Raw genomic sequence first — 24,576 nt, forward strand, 5'->3', positions numbered from 1 at the left:
ATCCTGATGCAGTCGTGCATGCCGAGTCAAGCCGAGTCGATGCGCTGTCCGAAGGCCCTGGTTAGGGGTCCGTAGGGGCCCGTTAGGGGTTTCTCCCACTTCTCCCGCATGCAAGAGTGACCCTGGTCTTGGATTCTTTATTCGGGGGTAATGGAGCGCGCGATGTTGAATGAGTCCGAGGAATTCACTCCCGAAATCAATGTCGCCTCCGAAGTCGGTGGAACGCAGGGCGAAAGTCCTGAAGGCGCGACGTCGTGGCAGCAGCGCCTGGCCGGCCTCACCGAGACCGAGCAGCACGCCGCACTGCTGGAATGGGTGTCCTCGCTGGCATCCGCCGCACTGCGGGACGCGGCCCCCGACCGTCTCGACCCCCACCGTCCCTTCCTGGACCTGGGCTTCGATTCGCTCGCCGCGGTCGACCTGCACGCCAGGCTCGTCGCCGGAACCGGCCTGCGACTGCCGGTCACCCTGGCCTTCGACCACCCCACCCCCGCGCACCTCGCCCGCCACCTGCACGCGGCGGTCCTCGGACTGACCGGGCCCGCCGAGGCGCCCGTCGCCGCCGCGGCCGGCAGCGACGAACCCATCGCCATCGTCGGCATCGGCTGCCACTTCCCCGGCGGCGTACAGTCCCCCGAGGCGCTGTGGAACCTCGTCGAGACCGGCACCGACGCCATTTCCGCATTTCCCACCGGGCGCGGCTGGGATCTCGACGCGCTGTACGACCCGGACCCCGACCGGGCCGGCACCAGTTATGCCCGCGAGGGCGGATTCCTGCACGACGCCGACGCATTCGACGCGGCATTCTTCGGGATATCTCCGCGCGAAGCCCTCGCCATGGACCCGCAGCAGCGACTCCTTCTCGAAGCGTCCTGGGAGGCATTCGACCGCGCCGGAGTCGACCCCGCCGCATTGCGCGGCGATCAGGTCGGCGTATTCGTCGGCGCCGAAACCCAGGAATACGGTCCCCGGCTCCAGGACGCCACCGACGGATTCGAGGGCTACCTCGTCACCGGAAACGCGGCCAGCGTCGCCTCCGGCCGTATCGCCTACACCTTCGGATTCGAAGGCCCGACGGTCACCGTCGACACGGCCTGCTCCTCCTCGCTCGCCGCCCTCCACCTCGCCGTCCAGGCACTGCGCACCGGCGAATGCTCCCTCGCTCTCGCGGGCGGCGTCGCCATCATGGCGAGCCCCGGCTCGTTCGTCTCCTTCAGCCGCCAGCGCGGCCTGGCCCCCGACGGCCGCTGCAAGCCGTTCGCGGCCGCCGCCGACGGTACGGCGTGGGGCGAGGGCGTCGGCATGCTGCTGGTCGAACGGCTCTCCGACGCGCGCGCCAAGGGCCACCACATCCTCGCGGTCGTCCGTGGCTCCGCCATCAACCAGGACGGCGCCAGCAACGGCCTCACCGCACCCAGCGGTCCGTCCCAGCAGCGCGTCATCCGCCAGGCCCTCGCCAACGCCGGCCTGTCCGCCGCCGAGGTCGACGTCGTCGAGGCGCACGGCACCGGCACCCGGCTCGGCGACCCGATCGAGGCCCAGGCGCTCCTCGCCACCTACGGCCAGGAGCACACCGAGGACCGGCCGCTGTGGCTCGGCTCCCTGAAGTCGAACATCGGCCACACGCAGGCCGCCGCCGGTGTCGCCGGGATCATCAAGATGATCATGGCGATGCGGCACGGAGTGCTGCCCCGGACCCTGCACGTCGACGAGCCGACCCCGCACGTCGACTGGGAGGCCGGAGCGGTCACCCTGCTGACCGAAGCCGTGGAGTGGCCCGAGTCGGACCGCCCGCGCCGTGCGGGCGTGTCCTCCTTCGGCATGAGCGGCACCAACGCCCACGTCATCGTCGAAGAGCCGGAGGCCCAGGACCGCGACGGCACGCGCACGACCGATGGGCAAGCGCCCGGTCTCCTGCCGTGGGCGCTCTCCGCCAAGACCCCCGAGGCCCTCCGCGCCCAGGCGCGCCGGCTGAGCACCATGATCGCGGCGCAGCCGCACGTCACCCCCCGCGACATCGGCCACTCCCTCGCGACCACCCGAGGCCGCTTCGAGCAGCGCGCCGTCGTCCTCGGCGACGACCGCGAGACGTTCCTCACCGCACTGCACGCCCTCGCCGAGGGCAACGACACGCCCTCCGTGGTCCAGGGCGCACCCGAACCGGGCAAGCTCGCCTTCCTCTTCACCGGCCAGGGCAGCCAGCGCCTGGGCATGGGCCGCGAACTGTACGAGACCCACCCGGTGTTCGCCGACGCCCTCGACGACGCCTGCTGGTACCTGGACGAGCAGCTCGAACTCCCGCTCCTCGACGTCCTGTTCGCCGAACCGGACAGCCCCGAGGCCGCACTTCTGCACCAGACCGCCTACACGCAGCCGGCGCTGTTCGCGGTCGAGGTCGCGCTGTTCCGTCTGGTCGACAGCTGGGGCCTCAAGCCCGACTTCGTCGCGGGTCACTCGATCGGCGAGATCGCCGCCGCGCACGTGGCCGGGGTGTTCTCACTGGAGGACGCCTGCATGCTCGTCGCCGCGCGCGGCCGCCTGATGCAGGCGCTGCCTGGTGGTGGCGTGATGATCGCCGTGCAGGCGTCTGAAGCTGAGGTCCTGCCGCTGCTGACGGACCGGGTGAGCATCGCCGCGATCAACGGCCCGCAGGCCGTGGTCGTCGCCGGTGACGAGGACGCGGCGGTCGCCATCGCGGAAAGCTTCGAGGCCGGTGGCCGCAAGACCAAGCGGCTGTCCGTCAGCCACGCGTTCCACTCGCCCCACATGGACGGCATGCTGGAGGAGTTCCTCCGCGTCGCCCAGGTGCTGGATTACGCCAAGCCCACCCTCCCCGTCGTCTCGCTCCTCACCGGCACCACCGCGACCGCCGCCGAACTGACCACCCCCGAGTACTGGGTGCGCCATGTCCGGGACGCCGTACGGTTCCTCGACGGCGTACGCACCCTCCACCAGCGCGGCGTACGCACCTTCCTGGAGCTCGGACCGGACGCGGTGCTCACCGCCATGGCACAGGACTGCGTCGACCCGCAGAGCACCGCCTTCGCCCCCGCGCTGCGCTCCGGCCGCCCGGAGCCGACCACCCTGCTCAACGCCGTCGCCCGCGCCCACGTGCGGGGTGCGGAGGCGGACTGGGCCGCGCACTTCGCCGGTACGGGCGCCCAGCGCGTCGATCTGCCGACGTACGCCTTCCAGCGGCAGTGCTACTGGATGGACTCCCGCACCCGGCCCGCGGAGTCCGCCGGGCAGCGGGCGCGCGGCGCCGATCCGGTCGACAGCGTGTTCTGGGACGCCGTCGAGCACGAGGACGTGGCCACGCTCGCGGCCGCCCTCGAACTGGACCTCGACGGCGAACAGCCGCTCAGCGAGGTCGTTCCGGCGCTGTCCGCTTGGCGCCGCCGACGCCGTACGGAGTCGGAGGTGGAGGGCTGGCGTTACCGGGTGTCGTGGAAGCCGATTGGTGAGGTTTCCGGGGCAGCGTCGGGGCTGTCCGGTTCTTGGTTGGTGGTTTCGCCGTCCGTGGGTGTGGATGACTCGGCTGTGGTGGGTGCGCTGGCCGGGTGTGGTGGTGAGGTCCGCCGGGTTGTGGTTGAGGCGGGTGTGGATCGGGGCGCGCTGGCCGGGTTGCTGGCTGGCGAGGGCTCTGTCGCTGGTGTGGTTTCGCTTCTTGGGCTGGATGAGTCCGGGGGGTTGTTGGCGACTGCTGGTTTGGTGCAGGCGTTGGGTGATGCCGGGGTGGAGGCGCCGTTGTGGTGCCTGACCCGTGGTGCGGTGTCGGTGGGGCGTTCGGATCGGCTTCTGTCGCCGGTTCAGGCGCAGGTGTGGGGTCTGGGTCGGGTTGCTGCTCTGGAGGTTCCGGAGCGTTGGGGTGGGCTGATTGACCTGCCTGAGGTGCTGGATGAGCGGGCTGTGGCTCGTCTTGTCGGTGTGCTTGCGGGTGCGGGTGCGGGTGCGGGTGCGGGTGCGGGTGGGGTTGAGGATCAGGTCGCGGTTCGGGCGTCTGGTGTGTTCGGTCGTCGTCTGGTGCGTGCGCCGCGTGTTGAGGGTGCTGCCGCGTGGTCTCCGTCTGGGACGGTCCTGGTCACAGGGGGTACGGGCGCTCTGGGTGGCCGGGTCGCGCGTTGGCTGGCGGGGGCGGGCGTATCGCGTCTGGTTCTGACCAGTCGTCGTGGTCCGGATGCTCCGGGTGCGGCGGAGCTGGTTGCCGAGCTGACCGGGGCTGGGGTGGACGTGTCGGTCGTGGCGTGTGACGCCGCCGACCGTGATGCTCTGCGTGCCCTGCTTTCTGCTGAGGCCGGGACTCTGACCGCTGTGGTGCACACGGCTGGTGTTCTGGACGATGGGGTGTTGGATGCGCTGACCCCGGATCGTTTCGACGGCGTTCTGCGTGCCAAGGCGCTCTCGGCGCTCAACTTGCACGAGTTGACGGCTGAGTTGGACATCGAGCTCTCCGCCTTCGTGCTGTTCTCCTCCGTCACAGGGACGGTCGGTGCGGCCGGTCAGGCCAACTACGCGGCGGCCAACGCCTACTTGGACGCTCTGGCCGAGCAGCGCCGTGCCGATGGTCTCGCGGCGACATCCCTTGCCTGGGGCCCGTGGGCCGAGGGCGGCATGGCCGCCGACGACGCGATGGACGCGCGGATGCGGCGCGAGGGCATGCCCCCGATGGCGCCCACCTCCGCGATGCGCGCGCTGGAGCAGGCCGTTGGCGCGGGCGAGACGGCGCTGACCGTTGCCGACATCGACTGGGAGCGCCTCTCCTCCGTCATCGCCGCCGTCCGCCCCAACCCGTTGATCGGTGACTTCGCCGCCGGCGCGGAGGGTACGGCCGCCGCCGGCGGCCACGGATTCGTGGTCACCGGCGCCGACGTCGCCGCCACCGTCGCCGGCCGGTTCGCGGGCCTGCCCCGGGCCGAGCAGGAGCGGGAACTGCTCAGCCTGGTCCGTATGCACGTGGCCGCGGTACTCGGGCACGACGGATCGGACGCGGTCGGTGCCGAACGGGCCTTCAAGGAGCTGGGCTTCGACTCCCTGACCTCCGTCGAGCTGCGCAACCGCCTCGGAGCCGCCACCGATCTCCGGCTCCCCACCACGCTCGTTTACGACTACCCCACGTCGGCCGCGCTCGCCGAGTATCTGCGGGGCGAACTGGCCGGCAGCGCCCAGGCCGCCGGACCGCTCCTGCCCGCCGTGGTCGCCGCCGACGACGATCCGATCGCGATCGTCGCGATGAGCTGCCGCTTCCCCGGCGGCGTACGGACTCCCGAGCAGCTCTGGCAGCTCCTCGCGGACGGCACGGACGCGGTCGCCGCGTTCCCGGCCGACCGCGGCTGGGACCTGGACGGCCTGTACCACGCCGACCCGGAGCGGTCCGGGACCTCGTACACCCGCGAAGGCGGGTTCCTCTACGACGCCGCCGACTTCGACGCGGACTTCTTCGGGATCTCGCCGCGCGAGGCCCTCGCCATGGACCCGCAGCAGCGGCTGCTGCTCGAAACCTCCTGGGAGGCCTTCGAGCGGGCCGGGATCGACCCGTCGTCGCTGCGCGGCAGCCAGGCCGGTGTCTTCGTCGGCACCAACGGCCAGGACTACCTTTCGCTGGTCGCCCGCGAAGGCGACGGACTCGAAGGACATGTCGGCACGGGCAACGCGGCCAGCGTCGTCTCCGGCCGGCTCTCGTACGTGTTCGGCCTGGAAGGCCCGGCGATCACGGTCGACACGGCCTGCTCGTCGTCGTTGGTCGCGCTGCACCTGGCGGTGCAGGCGCTGCGCCAGGGCGAGTGCACCATGGCGCTGGCCGGTGGTGTGACGGTGATGTCCACTCCCGACGCCTTCGTGGACTTCAGCCGTCAGCGCGGGCTCGCGGAAGACGGACGCATCAAGGCGTTCGCGTCGGCCGCGGACGGTACGGGCTGGGGCGAGGGCGTCGGCATGCTCCTGGTGGAGCGGCTGTCCGACGCACGGGCCAACGGTCACCCGGTCCTGGCCGTGGTCCGTGGCTCGGCGATCAACCAGGACGGTGCGAGCAACGGCCTGACCGCGCCGAACGGGCCTTCCCAGCAGCGCGTCATCCGCCAGGCGCTGGCCGGTGCGGGGCTGTCCGCCGCCGACGTGGACGCGGTGGAGGCGCACGGTACGGGCACCCGGCTCGGTGACCCGATCGAGGCGCAGGCCCTCCTCGCCACGTACGGTCAAGGCCGCCCGGATGACCGGCCGTTGTGGCTGGGATCCGTGAAGTCGAACATCGGTCACACGCAGGCCGCGGCGGGTGTCGCGGGCGTGATGAAGATGGTGCTGGCGATGCGGCACGGGGTGCTTCCCCAGACCCTGCACGTGGACGAGCCGACCACCCACGTGGACTGGTCGGCGGGTGACATCGCCCTGCTCACCGAGCAGCGGGAGTGGCCCGCGACCGGCCACCCGCGGCGGGCAGGTGTGTCGTCCTTCGGTCTGAGCGGTACGAACGCCCACACCATCATCGAAGAAGCCCCGGCCGACGACACCGAGCCGACGACCGGCGCGGGGACCGCCCCGTCCGTTCTGCCGCTGCTCATCTCCGCCAAGAACGACGCCGGCCTGCGCGCACAGGCCGAGCAACTGGCGACCCACCTGGCCGGGAACCCGGCCGTCCCGGCCGGAGACATCGCCTACTCCCTCACGACCGGACGCTCCGGGCTGGAGACGCGCGCGATCGTGGTCGGCGACGCGGACGACCGCGCAGGGCTCGCGGCCGCACTGCGAAGCCTCGCCGCCGACGAGCAGGCTCCGGGTCTGATCCGGGGCACGGTGACCGACGGCGGGCTCGCTTTCCTGTTCACGGGACAGGGGAGTCAGCGGCTGGGGATGGGCCGTGAGCTGTACGAGACGTATCCGGTGTTCGCGGATGCGCTCGATGCGGTGTGCGCGCGGCTGGATCTCGAAGTCCCGCTGAGGGATGTGCTGTTCGGGGCTGATGCGGGTCTGCTGGATGAGACCGCGTATACGCAGCCTGCGCTGTTCGCCGTTGAGGTGGCGTTGTTCCGGCTGGTGGAGAGCTGGGGTGTGAAGCCGGACTTCGTGGCGGGGCATTCGATCGGTGAGATTGCGGCCGCGCATGTGGCCGGGGTGCTGTCCCTGGACGATGCCTGTGTGCTGGTGGAGGCGCGTGGGCGGCTGATGGGTGCGCTGCCTGGTGGTGGCGTGATGATCGCGGTGCAGGCGTCTGAGGCTGAGGTGCTGCCGCTGCTGACGGACCGGGTGAGCATTGCCGCGGTCAATGGTCCGCAGTCGGTCGTGATCGCGGGTGACGAGGCCGACGCGGTGGCGATCGTGGAGGCTTTCAAGGACCGTAAGTCCAAGCGGCTCACGGTGAGTCATGCGTTCCATTCGCCGCACATGGACGGCATGTTGGAGGACTTCCGGGCCGTGGCGGAGGGCCTGTCGTACGAGGCTCCACGCATCCCCGTCGTCTCGAACCTCACCGGCGCTCTCGTCACCGACGAGATGGGCTCGGCGGACTTCTGGGTGCGTCACGTCCGGGAGGCCGTCCGTTTCCTGGACGGTATCCGGGCCCTGGAGGTCGCGGGGGTCACGACGTACGTGGAGCTTGGCCCGGGGGGTGTGTTGTCGGCGCTGGCGCAGGAGTGTGTCAGCGGGGACGGTGCTGCTGCTTTCGTGCCGGTCCTGCGCTCCGGCCGTCCCGAGGCCGAGACCGCGGTCACCGCGCTGGCTCAGGCGCACGTACGGGGTGTGGAGGTCGACTGGTCGGCGTTCTTCGCCGGGACCGGTGTCCAGCGGGTCGACCTGCCCACGTACGCATTCCAGCGACAGCGGTTCTGGCCCGAGGCGACGACGGCGAGTGCGCCGGTCAGCGGGATGGTCGACGCGGTGGACGCCCGCTTCTGGGATGTCATCGAGCAGGAGGACGTCGAGTCCCTTGCTGCGCTGCTCGGCCTCGACGACGCGAGCGCGTGGGCGAGCGTAGTCCCCGCGCTCTCGGCCTGGCGTCGGCAGGGCCAGCAGCAGGCCCAGGTCGACGGATGGCGTTACCGGACGAGCTGGAAGCCGGTGACGGCTGCGGTGTCCTCCGGCGTGGTGAGCGGGACGTGGCTCGTAGCTGTACCTGCTGCCGGACGTGAGACGGACGGCGCGCGGGTCGAGGCGGTCGTCAACGGGCTGGCTGGGCGTGGTGTTGAGGTCCGCCGGGTTGTTGTCCAGGCGGGTGTGGATCGGGGCGCGCTGGCTGGGCTGCTGGCTGGCGAGGGCTCTGTCGCTGGTGTGGTCTCGCTTCTTGGGCTGGATGAGTCCGGGGGGTTGTTGGCGACTGCTGCGTTGGTGCAGGCGTTGGGTGATGCCGGGGTGGAGGCGCCGTTGTGGTGTCTGACCCGTGGTGCGGTGTCGGTGGGGCGTTCGGATCGGCTTCTGTCGCCGGTTCAGGCGCAGGTGTGGGGTCTGGGTCGGGTTGCTGCTCTGGAGGTTCCGGAGCGTTGGGGTGGGTTGATCGATCTGCCTGAGGTGCTGGATGAGCGGGCTGTGTCCCGTCTTGTCGCTGTGCTTGCGGGTGCGGGTGGGGTTGAGGATCAGGTCGCGGTTCGGTCGTCTGGTGTGTTCGGTCGTCGTCTGGTGCGTGCGCCGCGGGCCGAGGGCGCTGCGGTGTGGGCTCCGTCTGGGACGGTCCTGGTGACGGGGGGTACGGGTGCTCTGGGTGGCCGGGTGGCGCGTTGGCTGGCGGGGGCGGGCGTATCGCGTCTGGTTCTGACCAGTCGTCGTGGTCCGGATGCTCCGGGTGCGGATGAGCTGGTGGCCGAGCTGACCGGGGCTGGGGTGGACGTGTCGGTCGTGGCGTGTGATGCCGCTGACCGTGATGCTCTGCGTGCTCTGCTTTCTGCTGAGGCCGGGACTCTGACCGCTGTGGTGCACACGGCTGGTGTTCTGGACGATGGGGTGTTGGATGCGCTGACCCCGGATCGTTTCGACGGCGTTCTGCGGGCCAAGGCGGTCTCGGCGCTCAACCTGCACGAGCTGACGGCTGAGCTGGGTATTGAACTCTCCGCCTTTGTCCTCTTCTCCTCGATGAGTGGCACGGTGGGTGCGGCCGGTCAGGCCAACTACGCGGCGGCCAACGCCTACTTGGACGCTCTGGCCGAGCAGCGGCGTGCCGATGGTCTCGCGGCGACGTCCATCGCGTGGGGTCCGTGGGCCGAGGGCGGTATGGCCGCCGACGAGGCACTCGAAGCCCGCATGCGTCGGGACGGGGTGCCTCCGATGCCTGCGGATCCGGCGATCCGTGCCCTCCGGCAGGCCGTCGCGGGCGACGACGCCGTTCTCACCGTTGCCGATGTCGAATGGGACCGGTTCCTCCCGGGCTTCGTCGCCGCACGGCACAGCGAACTGTTCAGTGAGCTTCGTGACGTCCGTGACGCCCGCGCGACACAGGACCGTGCGCAGGCCGCCGTCGGCGCCGACCGTCCGGACTCCCTCTCCGGGCGGCTGTCCGCCCAGTCGCCGGCCGAGCAGCAGCGAGAGCTGCTGGAGCTGGTCCGTACGCAGGTGGCCGCCGTGCTCGGTCACGCCGGAGTGGACAACGTAGGCGCGGGGCGGGCGTTCAAGGAGCTCGGCTTCGACTCCCTCACGGCCGTCGAGCTGCGCAACCGCATCGGCTCGGCCACCGAGCTTCGGCTCCCGGCCACGCTGATCTACGACCACCCCACGTCCGCCGCTCTCGCGGAGTTCCTGCGGGGTGAGCTGGTCGGCAGCGTGCGCGTCGCCGACACGGTGCTGCCCGCGGTGGTCTCCACCGCCGACGATCCGATCGCGATCGTCGCGATGAGCTGCCGTTTCCCCGGCGGCGTACGGACTCCCGAAGACCTGTGGCAGCTCCTCGTGGACGGTACGGATGCCGTCGGCGCGTTCCCGGCCGACCGCGGCTGGGACCTGGACAGGCTCTACAGCCCCGACCCGGACCAGCCGGGCACCTCGTACACCCGCGAAGGCGGATTCTTCGACGGGGCCGCGGAATTCGATCCCGGCTTCTTCGGGATCTCGCCGCGCGAGGCCCTCGCCATGGACCCGCAGCAGCGTCTGCTGCTGGAGACGTCCTGGGAGGCCTTCGAGCGGGCCGGGATCGACCCGCTCTCGATGCGGGGCAGCCAGGCCGGTGTCTTCGTCGGCACCAACGGCCAGGACTACCTCTCGCTCATCACGCGTGAACCGGAGGGCCTGGAAGGCCACTTGGGCACGGGCAACGCGGGCAGTGTGATGTCCGGCCGGGTCTCCTACGCGCTGGGCCTGGAGGGTCCGGCGGTCACGGTCGACACGGCGTGCTCGTCCTCGCTTGTCGCTCTGCACTGGGCGATCCAGGCCCTGCGCAACGGCGAGTGCAGCATGGCGCTGGCCGGTGGCGTGACCGTCATGTCGACGCCCGAGAACTTCGTTGACTTCAGCCGTCAGCGCGGGCTCGCGGAGGACGGCCGTATCAAGGCATTCGCGGCTGCTGCGGACGGTACGGGCTGGGGTGAGGGTGTCGGCATGCTCCTGGTGGAGCGGTTGTCCGATGCCGAGCGGAACGGGCATCCGGTGTTGGCTGTGGTGCGTGGTTCGGCTGTCAATCAGGACGGTGCGAGTAATGGTCTGACCGCTCCGAACGGTCCTTCGCAGCAGCGTGTGATCCGTGCGGCGCTGGCGAGTGCGGGGCTGTCGGCCGGGGATGTGGATGCGGTGGAGGCGCACGGCACCGGTACGAAGCTGGGTGACCCGATCGAGGCGCAGGCCCTGCTGGCGACGTACGGGCAGGACCGTGCCGAGGGCCGCCCGCTGTGGCTGGGTTCCATCAAGTCGAACATCGGGCACACGCAGGCCGCGGCCGGTGTCGCGGGCATCATCAAGATGGTCCTCGCCATGCAGCACGGTGTGCTGCCGCAGACGCTCCACGTGGACGAGCCGACCCCGCATGTGGACTGGTCGGCGGGCGAGGTCGCCCTGGTGACCGAGCAGACGGCCTGGCCGACGGTGGACCGGCCGAGGCGAGCCGGAGTGTCGTCCTTCGGCATCAGCGGCACCAACGCCCACACCATCATCGAACAGGCGCCGACGGGCCGGCAGTTGGTGGATGGCGATGTCCCGCCCACCGCTCCGGCTCTCGCCCGCCCGGTGCCGTACGCGCTCTCCGCGAAGAGCCCCGAGGCCCTGCGCGCCCAGGCTGCCGCCCTGCGGACGCACCTGGAGACCGCGGACAACAACGGCCTCGGCTCCGGCGACCTGGCCTTCTCGCTCGCCACGGCACGTGCGCATCTCGAACACCGCGCAGTCCTGACCACCGACGACCCGCAGGAATTCCGGGACGCACTGGCCCGGCTTGCGGACGGCGATCCCTCGCCGAGGATCACCACCGGGGCTGTGAGCGACGGCCGTACGGCGTTCCTGTTCACGGGGCAGGGGAGTCAGCGGCTGGGGATGGGCCGTGAGCTGTACGAGACGTATCCGGTGTTCGCGGACGCGCTCGACGCCGTGTGTGCGCGTGTGGACGCGCACCTTGAAGTGCCGCTGAAGGACGTGTTGTTCGGGGCGGAAGCCGGTCTGCTGGACGAGACCGCGTACACGCAGCCCGCGCTGTTCGCGGTCGAGGTGGCGTTGTTCCGGCTCGTGGAGTCGTGGGGTCTGACTCCCGACTTCCTGGCGGGTCATTCGATCGGTGAGATCGCGGCCGCGCATGTGGCGGAGGTGTTCTCGCTGGAGGATGCGTGCGCGCTGGTGTCCGCGCGTGGGCGGTTGATGCAGGCGCTGCCTGGTGGTGGCGTGATGATCGCCGTTCAGGCGTCGGAGGACGAGGTCCTGCCGCTGCTGACGGACCGGGTGAGCATTGCCGCGATCAACGGCCCGCAGGCCGTGGTCATTGCTGGTGACGAGGCTGACGCGGTGGCGATCGCGGGGTCCTTCACCGGCCGCAAGTCGAAGCGGCTCACGGTCAGTCACGCGTTCCATTCCCCGCACATGGACGGCATGCTCGACGCCTTCCGTGAGATCGCCGAGGGTCTGTCGTACGAGGCTCCGCGCATCCCCGTCGTCTCGAACCTCACCGGCGCTCTCGTCTCGGACGAGATGGGCTCGGCCGACTTCTGGGTCCGCCACGTCCGCGAAGCCGTCCGCTTCCTTGACGGCATTCGCACGCTGGAGGCCGCAGGCGTCACCAAGTACGTCGAACTCGGCCCCGACGGAGTACTGTCCGCGCTCGCCCAGGACTGCGTGAGTGGTGGTGGCGAGGGTTCCGTCTTCATCCCGGTACTCCGCAAGTCGCGCCCCGAGCCCGAGACCGTCACCACCGCCCTCGCGGTGGCCCATGTCCACGGCATCCCCGTCGACTGGCAGGCGTACTTCGCCGGGACCGGCGCCCGGCGCGTCGACCTCCCCACCTACGCCTTCCAGCGCCAGCGCTACTGGCCCAGTGCCGCCGCGTTCGCCACCGGCGATCCGACGGCGATCGGGCTCGGGGAGGCCGGGCACCCGCTGCTGGGTGCGGCGGTGGCGCTCGCCGACTCCGAGGGTGTGCTCTTCACCGGCCGGCTGTCGCTCGACACCCACCCCTGGCTCGCCGACCACACCATCCTCGGCAGCGTCCTGCTGCCGGGCACGGCCTTCGTCGACCTGGCGATCCGGGCCGGTGACCAGGTCGGATGCGATGTCGTCGAGGAGCTGACTCTCGAAGCGCCCCTCGTCGTCCCCGAGCGGGGCGGTGTGCAGCTGCAGCTCGTCGTCGAGGCGCCGAGCGGGCCCGGGCAGCGGCCGTTCAGCGTGCACTCGCGTCGGCAGGACGCCTTCGCGGAGGAGCCGTGGACGCGTCACGCCTCCGGAGTGCTGGCTGTCGGTGTTTCCGGCCAGGAACTGACCGAAGGGACAGGGGAGTTCGAGGCGCTGGCCACTTGGCCGCCGGTCGGAGCCGTAGCCGTGGACGTACGAGGTCTGTACGAGCAGCTCGCCGAGGCCGGTGTGGCTTACGGGCCGCTGTTCCAGGGGCTCAAGGGGGCGTGGCGGCGGGACGGCGAGCTGTTCACCGAGGTGGCGCTCCCGGGTGAGGCCCGGCGTGAGGCGGCTCGGTTCGGGCTGCACCCGGCCCTGCTGGACGCCGGTCTGCATGCCATCGGCCACGACGAGCGGCCGGAACCGGCAACGGCCGGAGCGCTGTTGCCCTTCTCCTGGGCCGGAGTCTCGCTGTACGCGGCGGGCGCCTCCTCGCTCAGGATGCGGCTGACCCCGCACACGCCCGACGACGCCCACACCTTGGCGTTGCTCGTCGCGGACGAGACCGGACGTCCGGTGGCGGCCGTGGAGTCGCTGACCCTGCGTACCGCGTCGGCCGACCAGGTGCGCGCGGCCGACGGTGGTCACCTCGACTCGCTCTTCACGGTGGAGTGGCTGCCCGTGGCGAAGGCCGCCGCGCCGCACGGCGACTCCGCCGGACGGCGATGGGCCGTCCTGGGCCGCGACGGACTCGGTCTGGCGGCCACCGGGGCGCAGGTGACGGCGTACGACGACGCCCCCGCGCTCGGTGCCGCGCTCGCGGCCGGCGCGCCGGTGCCGGACGCCGTGTTCGTACACCCGGGGGTCCTTCCGGCGCCCGGCACCACGGCGGCCTCCGTGCACGCGGCCGTGACGGACGCGCTGTCCTTCGTGCAGGAATGGCTGGCGGACGAGCGGTTCGCCACCACGCGCCTGGTGTGGCTGACCTCCGGCGCGGTGGCGGGCGAGCCCGGCGCGGGCGTTCGGGACCTGGCGGGCAGCGCCGTACGCGGCCTGCTGCGCTCGGCGCAGTCCGAGAACCCCGGCCAGCTGCTGATGCTCGACCTCGACCAGGACACGGCCTCGCTCGCGGCGGTACCCGCCGCGCTGGCCGCCGGTGAGCCGGAACTGGCGATACGACGCGGAGAACTCCGTACGCCGCGCCTGGCGCGCGTTCCTTCGGCGGACGCCGCGGCAGAGCCGCTCCGCACACTCGGTGACCCGTCCGGCACGGTGCTCGTGACCGGAGCCACCGGCACCCTGGGCGGACTCTTCGCCCGCCATCTGGTGACGGCGTACGGGGTGGAGCGACTGCTGCTCACCAGCCGTCGCGGCCCCGATGCCGAAGGCGCGGCCGAACTGGTCGCAGAACTCGTGGAGTTGGGGGCGCACGTCGAACTCGTCGCCTGCGACGTCGCCGACCGCTCCGCGCTCGCCGCGCTCCTGGAGGCCGTCCCGTCCGAGCACCCGCTGACCGCCGTGGTGCACACGGCGGGCGTACTGGACGACGGCATCCTCTCCTCGCTCACCCCCGAGCGCGTGGCCGCCGTGCTGCGTCCGAAGGTGGACGCCGCCTGGAACCTGCACGAGCTGACGCGGGAACTCGGCCTCTCGGCATTCGTCCTCTTCTCGGGCGCCGCCGCAGCGTTCGGCGCGGCCGGGCAGGCGAACTACGCGGCCGCCAACGCCTTCCTGGAAGCCCTGGCGGAGCAGCGCCGCGCCGAAGGTCTGCCGGCCACCTCACTCGCGTGGGGCCTGTGGGCCCCGCAGACGGGCGGCATGGCCCAGCGGCTCGACGAGGTCGACCTGCGGCGCATCGCCCGGGACGGTGTCGGCGGGCTCTCCGGCGACGAGGGCCTCGCCCTCTTCGACACCGCGATGACGGTGGACGCGGCGGTCCTGCTGCCCATGCGCCTCGACCTCGCGGTGGCCCGGGCGCAGGCCGTCTCCACGGGCGAGACCCCGGCGCTGCTGCGGGCCCTCGTACGGGTGCCCCCGCGGCGCGCGGTCGAGCAGCGCGCGGCGGCGGACGGGGCATCGCCCCTGACGGCCAGGCTGTCCGCACTGCCGGACGCGGAGCGCGAGGACATGCTGCTGGACCTGGTGTGCGGGCGGGTGGCCGAAGTCCTCGGCCACACCGACGCCCGCGCGGTCGACGCGGACCGCGCCTTCAAGGAACTCGGCTTCGACTCCCTCACGGCCGTCGAGCTGCGCAACGTCCTGAAGGCCGCGACCGGCCTCAGGCTCTCGCCGACCCTCGTCTTCGACTACCCGACTCCGGTGGCGCTGGCCCGGCACCTGCTCGCCGAGCTGGCGGGAACCGCCGGGCACCAGGACGCCGTACGGGGCCGGAAGGCACCCGCACGTCCCGCCACGGTCACGTCCGTGACCGGCGAGGACCCGATCGTCATCGTCGGCATGGGCTGCCGCTTCCCCGGCGGCGTGCGGTCGCCGGAAGACCTGTGGCAGCTCGTCGCCACCGGCGGCGACGGCATCACCGGCTTCCCGTCCGACCGCGGCTGGAACGTCGAGGCCCTCTACCACCCCGACCCGGACCACGCGGGCACCTCGTACACCCGCGAAGGCGGCTTCCTGCACGACGCGGCCGACTTCGACCCCGGGTTCTTCGGGATCTCGCCGCGCGAGGCCCTCGCCATGGACCCGCAGCAGCGCCTGCTCCTCGAAACCTCGTGGGAGGCCTTCGAGCGGGCCGGAATCGACCCGGCGACGCTGCGCGGAAGCCGTACGGGCGTGTTCGCCGGTGTGATGTACCACGACTACGTGACCGGCATCGGCGACGGCGGCAGTGCCGTCGAACTGCCCGAAGGGGTCGAGGGCTACCTCGGCACCGGCAACGCCGGCAGCATCGCCTCCGGCCGGATCGCCTACACCTTCGGCCTCGAAGGCCCGGCGGTCACCGTCGACACGGCCTGCTCGTCGTCACTCGTCGCCCTGCACTGGGCGATCCAGGCCCTGCGCAGCGGCGAGTGCACGATGGCACTGGCCGGCGGTGTCGCCGTCATGGCCACCCCCGAGACCTTCGTCGACTTCAGCCGCCAGCGCGGCCTCTCGGTCGACGGCCGGTGCAAGTCCTTCGCCGCGGCGGCGGACGGTACGGGCTGGGCCGAAGGCGCGGGCATGCTCCTGGTGGAACGCCTCTCCGACGCCGAACGCAACGGCCACCCGGTCCTGGCCGTGGTCCGTGGCTCGGCGATCAACCAGGACGGTGCGAGCAACGGCCTGACCGCGCCGAACGGGCCTTCCCAGCAGCGCGTCATCCGCGAGGCGCTGGCCGGTGCGGGGCTGTCCGCCGCCGACGTGGACGCGGTGGAGGCGCACGGTACGGGCACCCGGCTCGGCGACCCGATCGAGGCGCAGGCACTCCTGGCCACGTACGGCCGCGAGCGCGAGGCGGGCCGCCCGCTGTGGCTCGGCTCGATCAAGTCCAACATCGGTCACACGCAGGCGGCAGCCGGTGTCGCGGGCATCATCAAGATGGTCATGGCGATGCGGCACGGTGTACTGCCGCAGACCCTGCACGTCGACGAGCCGTCACCGCAGGTCGACTGGGAAGCCGGTGACGTCTCCCTGCTGACCGGGGCGATGCCCTGGCCGCAGACGGGCCGTCCGCGCCGTGCGGGTGTGTCGTCGTTCGGCATCAGCGGCACCAATGCCCACACGATCATCGAGCAGCCGCCGGCCCGTGAAGCGGCGCCGAGCGCTCCGACGGTGCCGGTGGTGCCGGTGGTGCCGGTGGTGTCGGTGGTTCCGGTGGTTCCGTGGGTGCTCTCCGGGAAGGGCCAGGAGGCCCTGCGAGCGCAGGCACGTCAGCTCCAGTCGTACGTGCTCCACGCACCGGAACTGCGTCCGGTTGACATCGCCGGGTCGCTGGCCGTGGGCCGGGCCTCCTTCGAGGACCGCGCGACGGTGGTCGCCGCCGACCGCGAGGGGATGCTGGCCGGCCTTGCGGCGCTGGCGGACGGTGGTTCGGCGGCGGGGCTGGTGGAGGGTTCGCCGGTGGGCGGGAAGCTGGCGTTCCTGTTCACGGGGCAGGGGAGTCAGCGGCTGGGGATGGGGCGTGAGCTGTACGAGGCGTATCCCGTCTTCGCGGGGGCTCTGGACGCGGTGTGTGCGCGGCTGGAACTGCCGCTGAGGGATGTGCTGTTCGGGGCGGATGCGGGTCTGCTGGATGAGACCGCGTATACGCAGCCTGCGCTGTTCGCGGTTGAGGTGGCGTTGTTCCGGCTGGTGGAGTCGTGGGGCCTGAAGCCCGATTTCGTGGCGGGGCATTCGATCGGTGAGATCGCGGCCGCGCACGTGGCCGGGGTGCTGTCTCTGGACGACGGCTGCACGCTGGTCGAGGCCCGCGGGCGGCTCATGCAGGCGCTGCCCGGTGGTGGCGTGATGATCGCCGTCCAGGCGTCTGAGGATGAAGTCCTGCCGCTGCTGACGGACCGGGTGAGCATTGCCGCGGTCAACGGTCCGCAGTCGGTCGTGATCGCGGGTGACGAGGCCGACGCGGTGGCGATCGTGGACTCTTTCAAGGACCGCAAGTCCAAGCGGCTCACGGTCAGTCACGCGTTCCATTCGCCGCACATGGACGGCATGCTCGCCGACTTCCGTGAGATCGCCGAGGGCCTGTCGTACGCGGCTCCGCGCATCCCCGTCGTCTCCCACCTCACCGGCGCCCTCGTCACCGACGAGATGGGCTCGGCTGACTTCTGGGTGCGGCATGTCCGGGAGGCTGTGCGCTTCCTGGACGGTATCCGGGCGTTGGAGGCTGCTGGGGTTACGACGTACGTCGAACTCGGCCCGGACGGTGTGCTGTCGGCGCTGGCGCAGGAGTGCGTCAGCGAGGACGGCGCTGCTGCCTTCGTGCCGGTCCTGCGTTCTGGCCGTCCCGAGGCCGAGACCGCGGTGACCGCGTTGGCTCAGGCGCATGTGCGGGGTGTGGAGGTCGACTGGTCGGCGTTCTTCGCCGGTACGGGCGCTGAGCGGATTGAACTGCCGACGTACGCCTTCCAACGGCAGCGCTACTGGCTGCATATCCCCCGCATCACGCAGAGCGGTGTCACCGACGAGGTGGACGCCCGGTTCTGGGATGCCGTGGAGCGTGAGGATCTGGAGTCGCTGGCCGCCACCCTGGAGGTCGACGACGAGAGCGCGTGGAGCAGCGTCCTGCCTGTGCTGTCGGCGTGGCGGCGGGAGCGGCGTGCCCAGTCGGAGGTGGAGGGCTGGCGCTACCGGGTCTCGTGGAAGCCGCTGGCTGATGCCTCGACGTCGGGGTTGTCCGGTTCTTGGGTGGTGGTTTCGCAGGCTGGGGGTGTGGATGACTCCGCTGTGGTGGGTGCGCTGGCTGGGCGTGGTGTTGAGGTCCGCAGGGTTGTGGTTGAGGCGGGTGTGGATCGGGTCGCGCTGGCTGGGCTGCTGGCTGGCGAGGGCTCTGTCGCTGGTGTGGTTTCGCTTCTTGGGCTGGATGAGTCCGGGGGGTTGTTGGCGACTGCTGGTTTGGTGCAGGCGTTGGGTGATGCCGGGGTGGAGGCGCCGTTGTGGTGTCTGACCCGTGGTGCGGTGTCGGTGGGGCGTTCGGACCGGCTTCTGTCGCCGGTTCAGGCGCAGGTGTGGGGTCTGGGTCGGGTTGCTGCTCTGGAGGTTCCCGAGCGTTGGGGCGGGCTGGTCGATCTGCCTGAGGTGCTGGATGAGCGGGCTGTGTCCCGTCTTGTCGGTGTGCTTGCGGGTGCGGGTGGGGTTGAGGATCAGGTCGCGGTTCGGGCGTCCGGTGTGTTCGGTCGTCGTCTGGTGCGTGCGCCGCGGGCCGAGGGCGCTGCGGCGTGGGCGCCGACGGGCACGGTCCTGGTGACGGGCGGTACGGGTGCTCTGGGTGGCCGGGTCGCGCGTTGGCTGGCCGGGGCGGGCGCTGAGCGTCTGGTTCTGACCAGCCGTCGTGGTCCGGACGCTCCCGGTGCGGCGGAACTCGTCCAGGAGCTGACCGGGCTTGGCGTCGAGACATCCGTCGTGGCGTGTGACGCCGCTGACCGTGACGCTCTGCGTGCCCTGCTCTCGGCTGAGGCCGGGACCCTGACGGCCGTGGTGCACACGGCCGGTGTTCTGGACGACGGGGTGTTGGATGCGCTGACCCCGGACCGCTTCGACAGCGTCCTGCGCGCCAAGGCCGTCTCGGCCCGCAACCTGCACGAGCTGTCGGCCGACCTCGGTATCGAACTCTCCGCCTTCGTCCTCTTCTCCTCGATGAGTGGCACGGTGGGTGCGGCCGGTCAGGCCAACTACGCGGCCGCCAACGCCTACTTGGACGCTCTGGCCGAGCAGCGGCGTGCGGATGGTCTCGCGGCGCTATCGCTCGCCTGGGGTCCGTGGGCGGACGGCGGCATGGCCGCCGATGACGCGATGGATGCACGGATGCGCCGCGAGGGTCTGCCCCCGATGGCGCCGGACGCGGCACTGAGTCTTCTGCGTCAGAGCGTCGGGTCCGCCGATGCGGCGCTGACGGTGGTCGACGTGGACTGGCAGCGGTTCGCTCCTGCCCTGACCGTCGTACGCCCCAGCAACCTCCTTGCCGAGTTGCCCGAGGCTCGCCCCGCCGGAACGGATTCCCGTACGGGTGGCGCAACGCCCTCCGAGGGGGCCGGTTCGTTCGTCGAGCGGCTGGCCGCGCTCGGCGGGGCCGAGCAGGAACGGGAGCTGCTGAACCTGGTCCGTACGCATGTCGCCGCCGTACTCGGACATGGCGGCTCGGACGCCGTGGGTGCCGAACGGGCCTTCAAGGAGCTGGGCTTCGACTCCCTGACCGCTGTCGAGCTGCGCAACAGGCTCGGTGCCGCGACCGGTGTACGCCTGCCGGCCACGCTGATCTTCGACTACCCGACCGCCACGGCTCTCGCCGCGTACCTGCGGGGCGAGTTGCTCGGTGCGTCGGCCGTGGTGTCCGGTCCGGTGTCCAACGTCGTTGCTGTGGACGACGATCCGATCGCGATCGTCGCGATGAGCTGCCGCTTCCCCGGTGGCGTACGGACCCCGGAAGACCTCTGGCGACTGCTGTCGACCGGCGGTGACGCCATCGGCGAGTTCCCCGCCGACCGAGGCTGGGACCTGAGTCGGCTCTACAGCCCCGACCCCGACAAGCAGGGCACCTTCTACGCCCGCGCGGGCGGGTTCCTCTACGACGCCGCCGACTTCGACGCGGACTTCTTCGGGATCTCGCCGCGCGAGGCCCTCGCCATGGACCCGCAGCAGCGGCTGCTGCTCGAAACCTCCTGGGAGGCCTTCGAGCGCGCCGGGATCGACCCGTCGTCGCTGCGCGGCAGCCAGGCCGGTGTCTTCGTCGGCACCAACGGCCAGGACTACGGAGCGATGCTCCAGACCGTCCCGGACGGGCTCGAAGGGTTCCTCGGTACGGGCAATGCGGCGAGCGTCGTCTCCGGTCGGCTGTCCTACGCCTTCGGGCTCGAAGGCCCGGCCGTCACGGTGGACACCGCGTGCTCCGCGTCGCTGGTCGCCCTGCACTGGGCGGTCCAGGCGCTGCGCAGCGGCGAGTGCTCGCTCGCACTGGCCGGTGGCGTCACCGTCATGTCGTCGCCCGGTGCCTACATCGACTTCAGCCGTCAGCGTGGGCTCGCGGAGGACGGCCGTATCAAGGCGTTCGCTGCGGCAGCGGATGGTACGGGCTGGGGCGAGGGCGTCGGCATGCTCCTCGTGGAGCGGCTGTCGGACGCACGGCGCAACGGCCACCCGGTCCTGGCCCTGGTCCGGGGCTCGGCCATCAACCAGGACGGCGCGAGCAACGGCCTGACCGCGCCGAACGGCCCCTCGCAGCAGCGCGTGATCCGCCAGGCCCTCGCCAACGCGGGCTTGTCCGCCGCAGAGGTGGACGCGGTCGAGGCGCACGGCACCGGCACGAGGCTCGGCGACCCGATCGAGGCGCAGGCGCTCATCGCCACGTACGGCCGCGAGCGCGAGGCCGACCGGCCGCTGTGGCTCGGCTCGATCAAGTCGAACATTGGTCACACGCAGGCCGCCGCCGGTGTCGCGGGCATCATCAAGATGGTCCTCGCCATGCAGCACGGGGTGTTGCCCCAGACCTTGCACGTGGACGAGCCGACCCCGCACGTCGACTGGTCGGCAGGCGACATCGCCCTGCTGACCGACGCCGTGGAGTGGCCCGAGACCGGTCGGCCGCGTCGTGCGGGTGTGTCGTCGTTCGGCTTCAGCGGGACCAACGCTCACACGGTTCTGGAACAGGCACCGCAGCCCGAGGAGCCGAATCCGACCGCCCGGCCGCATCAGCCCGGCGTCATGCCGTGGGCGCTCTCGGCGAAGAGCGAGGCGGCGCTGCGCGTCCAGGCCGAGCGGCTGCGGACGCGCATCGCTTCCGACCCGCTCCTCCAGCCCGCCGACGTGGCCTATTCGCTCGCGACATCGAGGGCCGCCCTTGAGTGGCGTGGCGTGGTCGTCGCGACGGAACGTGACGAGTTCCTGGCCGGTCTCACGGCGCTGGCCTCCGGGCAGCCCGCTCCGGGCCTGGTGCAGGGCAGGGTGACCGAGGGCGGGCTGGCGTTCCTGTTCACGGGTCAGGGGAGTCAGCGGCTGGGGATGGGCCGTGAGCTGTACGAGGCGTATCCGGTGTTCGCGGATGCGTTGGATGCGGTGTGTGCGCGGCTTGAACTGCCTTTGAGGGATGTGCTGTTCGGTGTGGATGCGGGTCTGCTGGACGAGACTGCGCACACCCAGCCGGCTCTCTTCGCGGTCGAGGTGGCGTTGTTCCGGCTGGTGGAGAGCTGGGGTGTGAAGCCGGACTTCCTGGCGGGTCATTCGATCGGTGAGATCGCGGCCGCGCATGTGGCGGGGGTGTTGTCCCTGGACGACGCCTGCGCGCTGGTCGAGGCACGTGGGCGGCTCATGCAGGCGCTGCCGACCGGCGGTGTGATGATCGCGATCCAGGCGTCCGAGGACGAGGTCCTGCCGCTGCTGACCGACCGGGTGAGCATTGCCGCGGTCAACGGTCCGCGGTCGGTCGTGATCGCCGGTGACGAGGCCGACGCCGTGGCGATCGCCGAGTCGTTCAAGGGCCGCAAGTCCAAGCGGCTCACGGTCAGTCACGCGTTCCATTCGCCGCACATGGACGGCATGCTCGCCGACTTCCGCAAGGTGGCGGAGGGCCTGTCGTACGAGGCTCCGCGCATCCCGATCGTCTCGAACCTCACCGGCGCTCTCGTCACCGATGAGATGGGCTCGGCGGACTTCTGGGTGCGTCACGTCCGCGAGGCCGTCCGCTTCCTGGACGGCATCCGCGCCCTGGAAGCCGCAGGCGTTACGGCGTACGTCGAACTCGGCCCGGACGGCGTCCTGTCGGCGATGGCCCAGGACTGTGTCACCAGCACCAGCGGTGACGCGCTGTTCGTGCCCGTGCTCCGCAAGGGCCGTCCCGAGGCCGAGACGATCACCACGGCCCTCGCCCGCGCGCACACCCACGGCGTCACCGTCGACTGGGCCGCGTACTACTCCGGCATCGGCACCGAGCGCGTCGACCTCCCCACTTACGCCTTCCAGCGCACGCGCTACTGGCTGGAGGAGGCGGCGGCCGCCACGGTGGCCGTCGAGTCCCTGCCCGGATCGCTCGGCGAAGTGGACGCGCAGTTCTGGGCGGCCGTCGACAACGCGGATCTCTCCGCGCTCACCGCCACCCTGGACATCGACGCCGATCAGCCGCTGAGCGCCCTGCTGCCCGCACTGTCCGCCTGGCGGCGGCAGCGCAAGGAGCAGTCGGTCGTCGACGGCTGGCGCTACGCGGTCACCTGGAAGCCGATGGCCGATCCGGCCATCACCCGCCCGTCCGGGACCTGGCTCGTCGTGACCCCCGCCACCGGCCTCGACGGCCTGCCCGCGGTCTCCGCCGCACTGGCAGCCCAGGGCGTGGATGTACGGGAAGTAGCGCTGCAAGCGAGCGAGTTGGAGCGCGACGGCGTGGCAGGCCGGATCCGTGAGGCGCTCGCGGGCGACCGGGCCGACGGCGTGCTGTCCCTGCTGGCGCTCGCCGAACACCCGCACCCGGCCCATCCGGCGGTGCCCACCGGGCTGCTCCTGACCGGGACGCTCGTCCAGGCCCTCGGCGACGCCGGAGTCGACGCCCCGCTGTGGTGCCTCACCACAGGCGCGGTGGCGACCGTACCCTCCGACCTGATCAGGAGTGCGGCGCAGGCGCAGGTCTGGGGCCTCGGCCGGGTCGTGGCCCTGGAACACCCCGAGCGCTGGGGCGGGCTCGTCGATCTGCCCGTACCGGCGGACGAGCGGGCACTCGACCGGCTGCTCGCCGTCCTCGCGGGTGCCGGGGACGAGGACCAGATCGCCGTACGGTCGGCGGGCCTGCTCGCCCGCCGGATCGGGCACGCCGCGCCTCCCACCACCACCGGGGCATCGGGCACCGACGCGTCGGCCGGCTCCGCCTGGCGGCCGCGCGGCACCGTCCTGGTCACCGGAGGCACCGGCGCGCTCGGCGGGCACGTCGCCCGCTGGCTCGCGGCACACGGCGCGGAGCACCTGGTCCTGCTCAGCAGGAGGGGTCCGCAGGCGCCCGGCGCCGACGCGCTGATCGCCGAGATCGCCGCGCTGGGTGCCGGGGCGACGGCCGTCGCCTGCGACGTGACCGACCGGGCCGCCGTGTCGGAGCTGCTCGCCGGGCTCGCCGACGGCGTGTACGGTCCCGCTCTCACCGCCGTCTTCCACACGGCGGGCGCCGGGCAGTTCGCGCCGCTCGCCGAGACCGGCCCCGGCGAGGTCGCCGACGTCGTCGCCGCCAAGGTCGCGGGCGCCGCACACCTCGACGAGCTGCTCGACGGCACGGACCTGGACGCCTTCGTCCTCTTCTCCTCCATCGCCGGTGTCTGGGGCAGTGGCGGCCAGGGCGCCTACGCGGCGGCCAACGCCCACCTCGACGCCCTGGCCCAGCAGCGTCGGGCCCGCGGTCTGAAGGCCACGTCCGTGGCCTGGGGTCCGTGGGGCGAGGGCGGCCTGGTCGCCGACGACGAGGCGGCCGGGCAGCTGCGCCGCCGCGGCCTGCCTGTCATGGCGCCGGAGCTGTCGATCGCCGCCCTCCAGCAGGCGCTGGACGGGGACGAGACGGCGGTGACGGTGGCCGACGTCGACTGGGACCTGTTCGTGCCGGCCTTCACCGCCGCCCGGCCGCGTCCGCTGATCACCGATCTCCCCGAAGTGCGCCGCGCTCTGGCGGCGGAGCAGGACGGAGCCGCCACCGCGGCCGGGGAAGCGGCGGGACTCGAAGCCGAGCTGCGGGGGATGAGCGGAACCGAGGCCGAGGGCGTCGTCCTGAACCTGGTCCGTGCGCAGGTCGCCGTCGTCCTCGGACACGGGGGAGCGGCGACGGTCGAGGCGGCCCGTGCCTTCAAGGAGCTGGGCTTCGACTCGCTCACCGCGGTCGAGCTGCGCAACCGCCTCACCACCGCCACCGGACTGCGGCTGCCCGCAAGCCTGGTCTTCGACTACCCGACCCCGGCCGCACTGGCCGCGCACATCCGGGCGGAACTCCTCGGCGAGGACACCACGCCCGAACTTCCCGCACTCGCGGAGATCGACAGGCTGGAATTCCTCCTCTCGTCGGTTCCCGAGGACACCACCGAACGCGCCCGCGTCACCGCACGGCTCGAATCGCTCCTGTCGAACTGGAACAGGGCAGAACGAGCGGTCATCGGAGAGGACGAAGAAATATCCATCGAATCGGCATCCGCCGACGACCTCTTCGACATCATCAACAACGAATTCGGGAAATCCTGATCAGATGACCGATCCGATGGTCAA

General features: G+C 71.5%; 1 protein-coding gene. It reads left to right on the top strand.

What is annotated here, in order from left to right; genetic code table 11:
- Positions 1–162 precede the first annotated feature (162 nt).
- Positions 163–24,552: a type I polyketide synthase gene (locus OHS33_RS27245; protein WP_330333034.1), complete on the top strand. Its 24,390-nt coding sequence runs from the start codon at positions 163–165 to the stop codon at positions 24,550–24,552.
- The last annotated feature ends 24 nt before the right edge of the window (positions 24,553–24,576 follow it).

The sequence above is a fragment of the Streptomyces sp. NBC_00536 genome (genome assembly GCF_036346295.1).
GTDB lineage: Bacteria > Actinomycetota > Actinomycetes > Streptomycetales > Streptomycetaceae > Streptomyces.

Bases quoted from the DNA above. Each gene is read 5' to 3' on its own strand.
- OHS33_RS27245 (WP_330333034.1), top strand. From the start codon at position 163: ATGTTGAATGAGTCCGAGGAATTCACTCCCGAAATCAATGTCGCCTCC.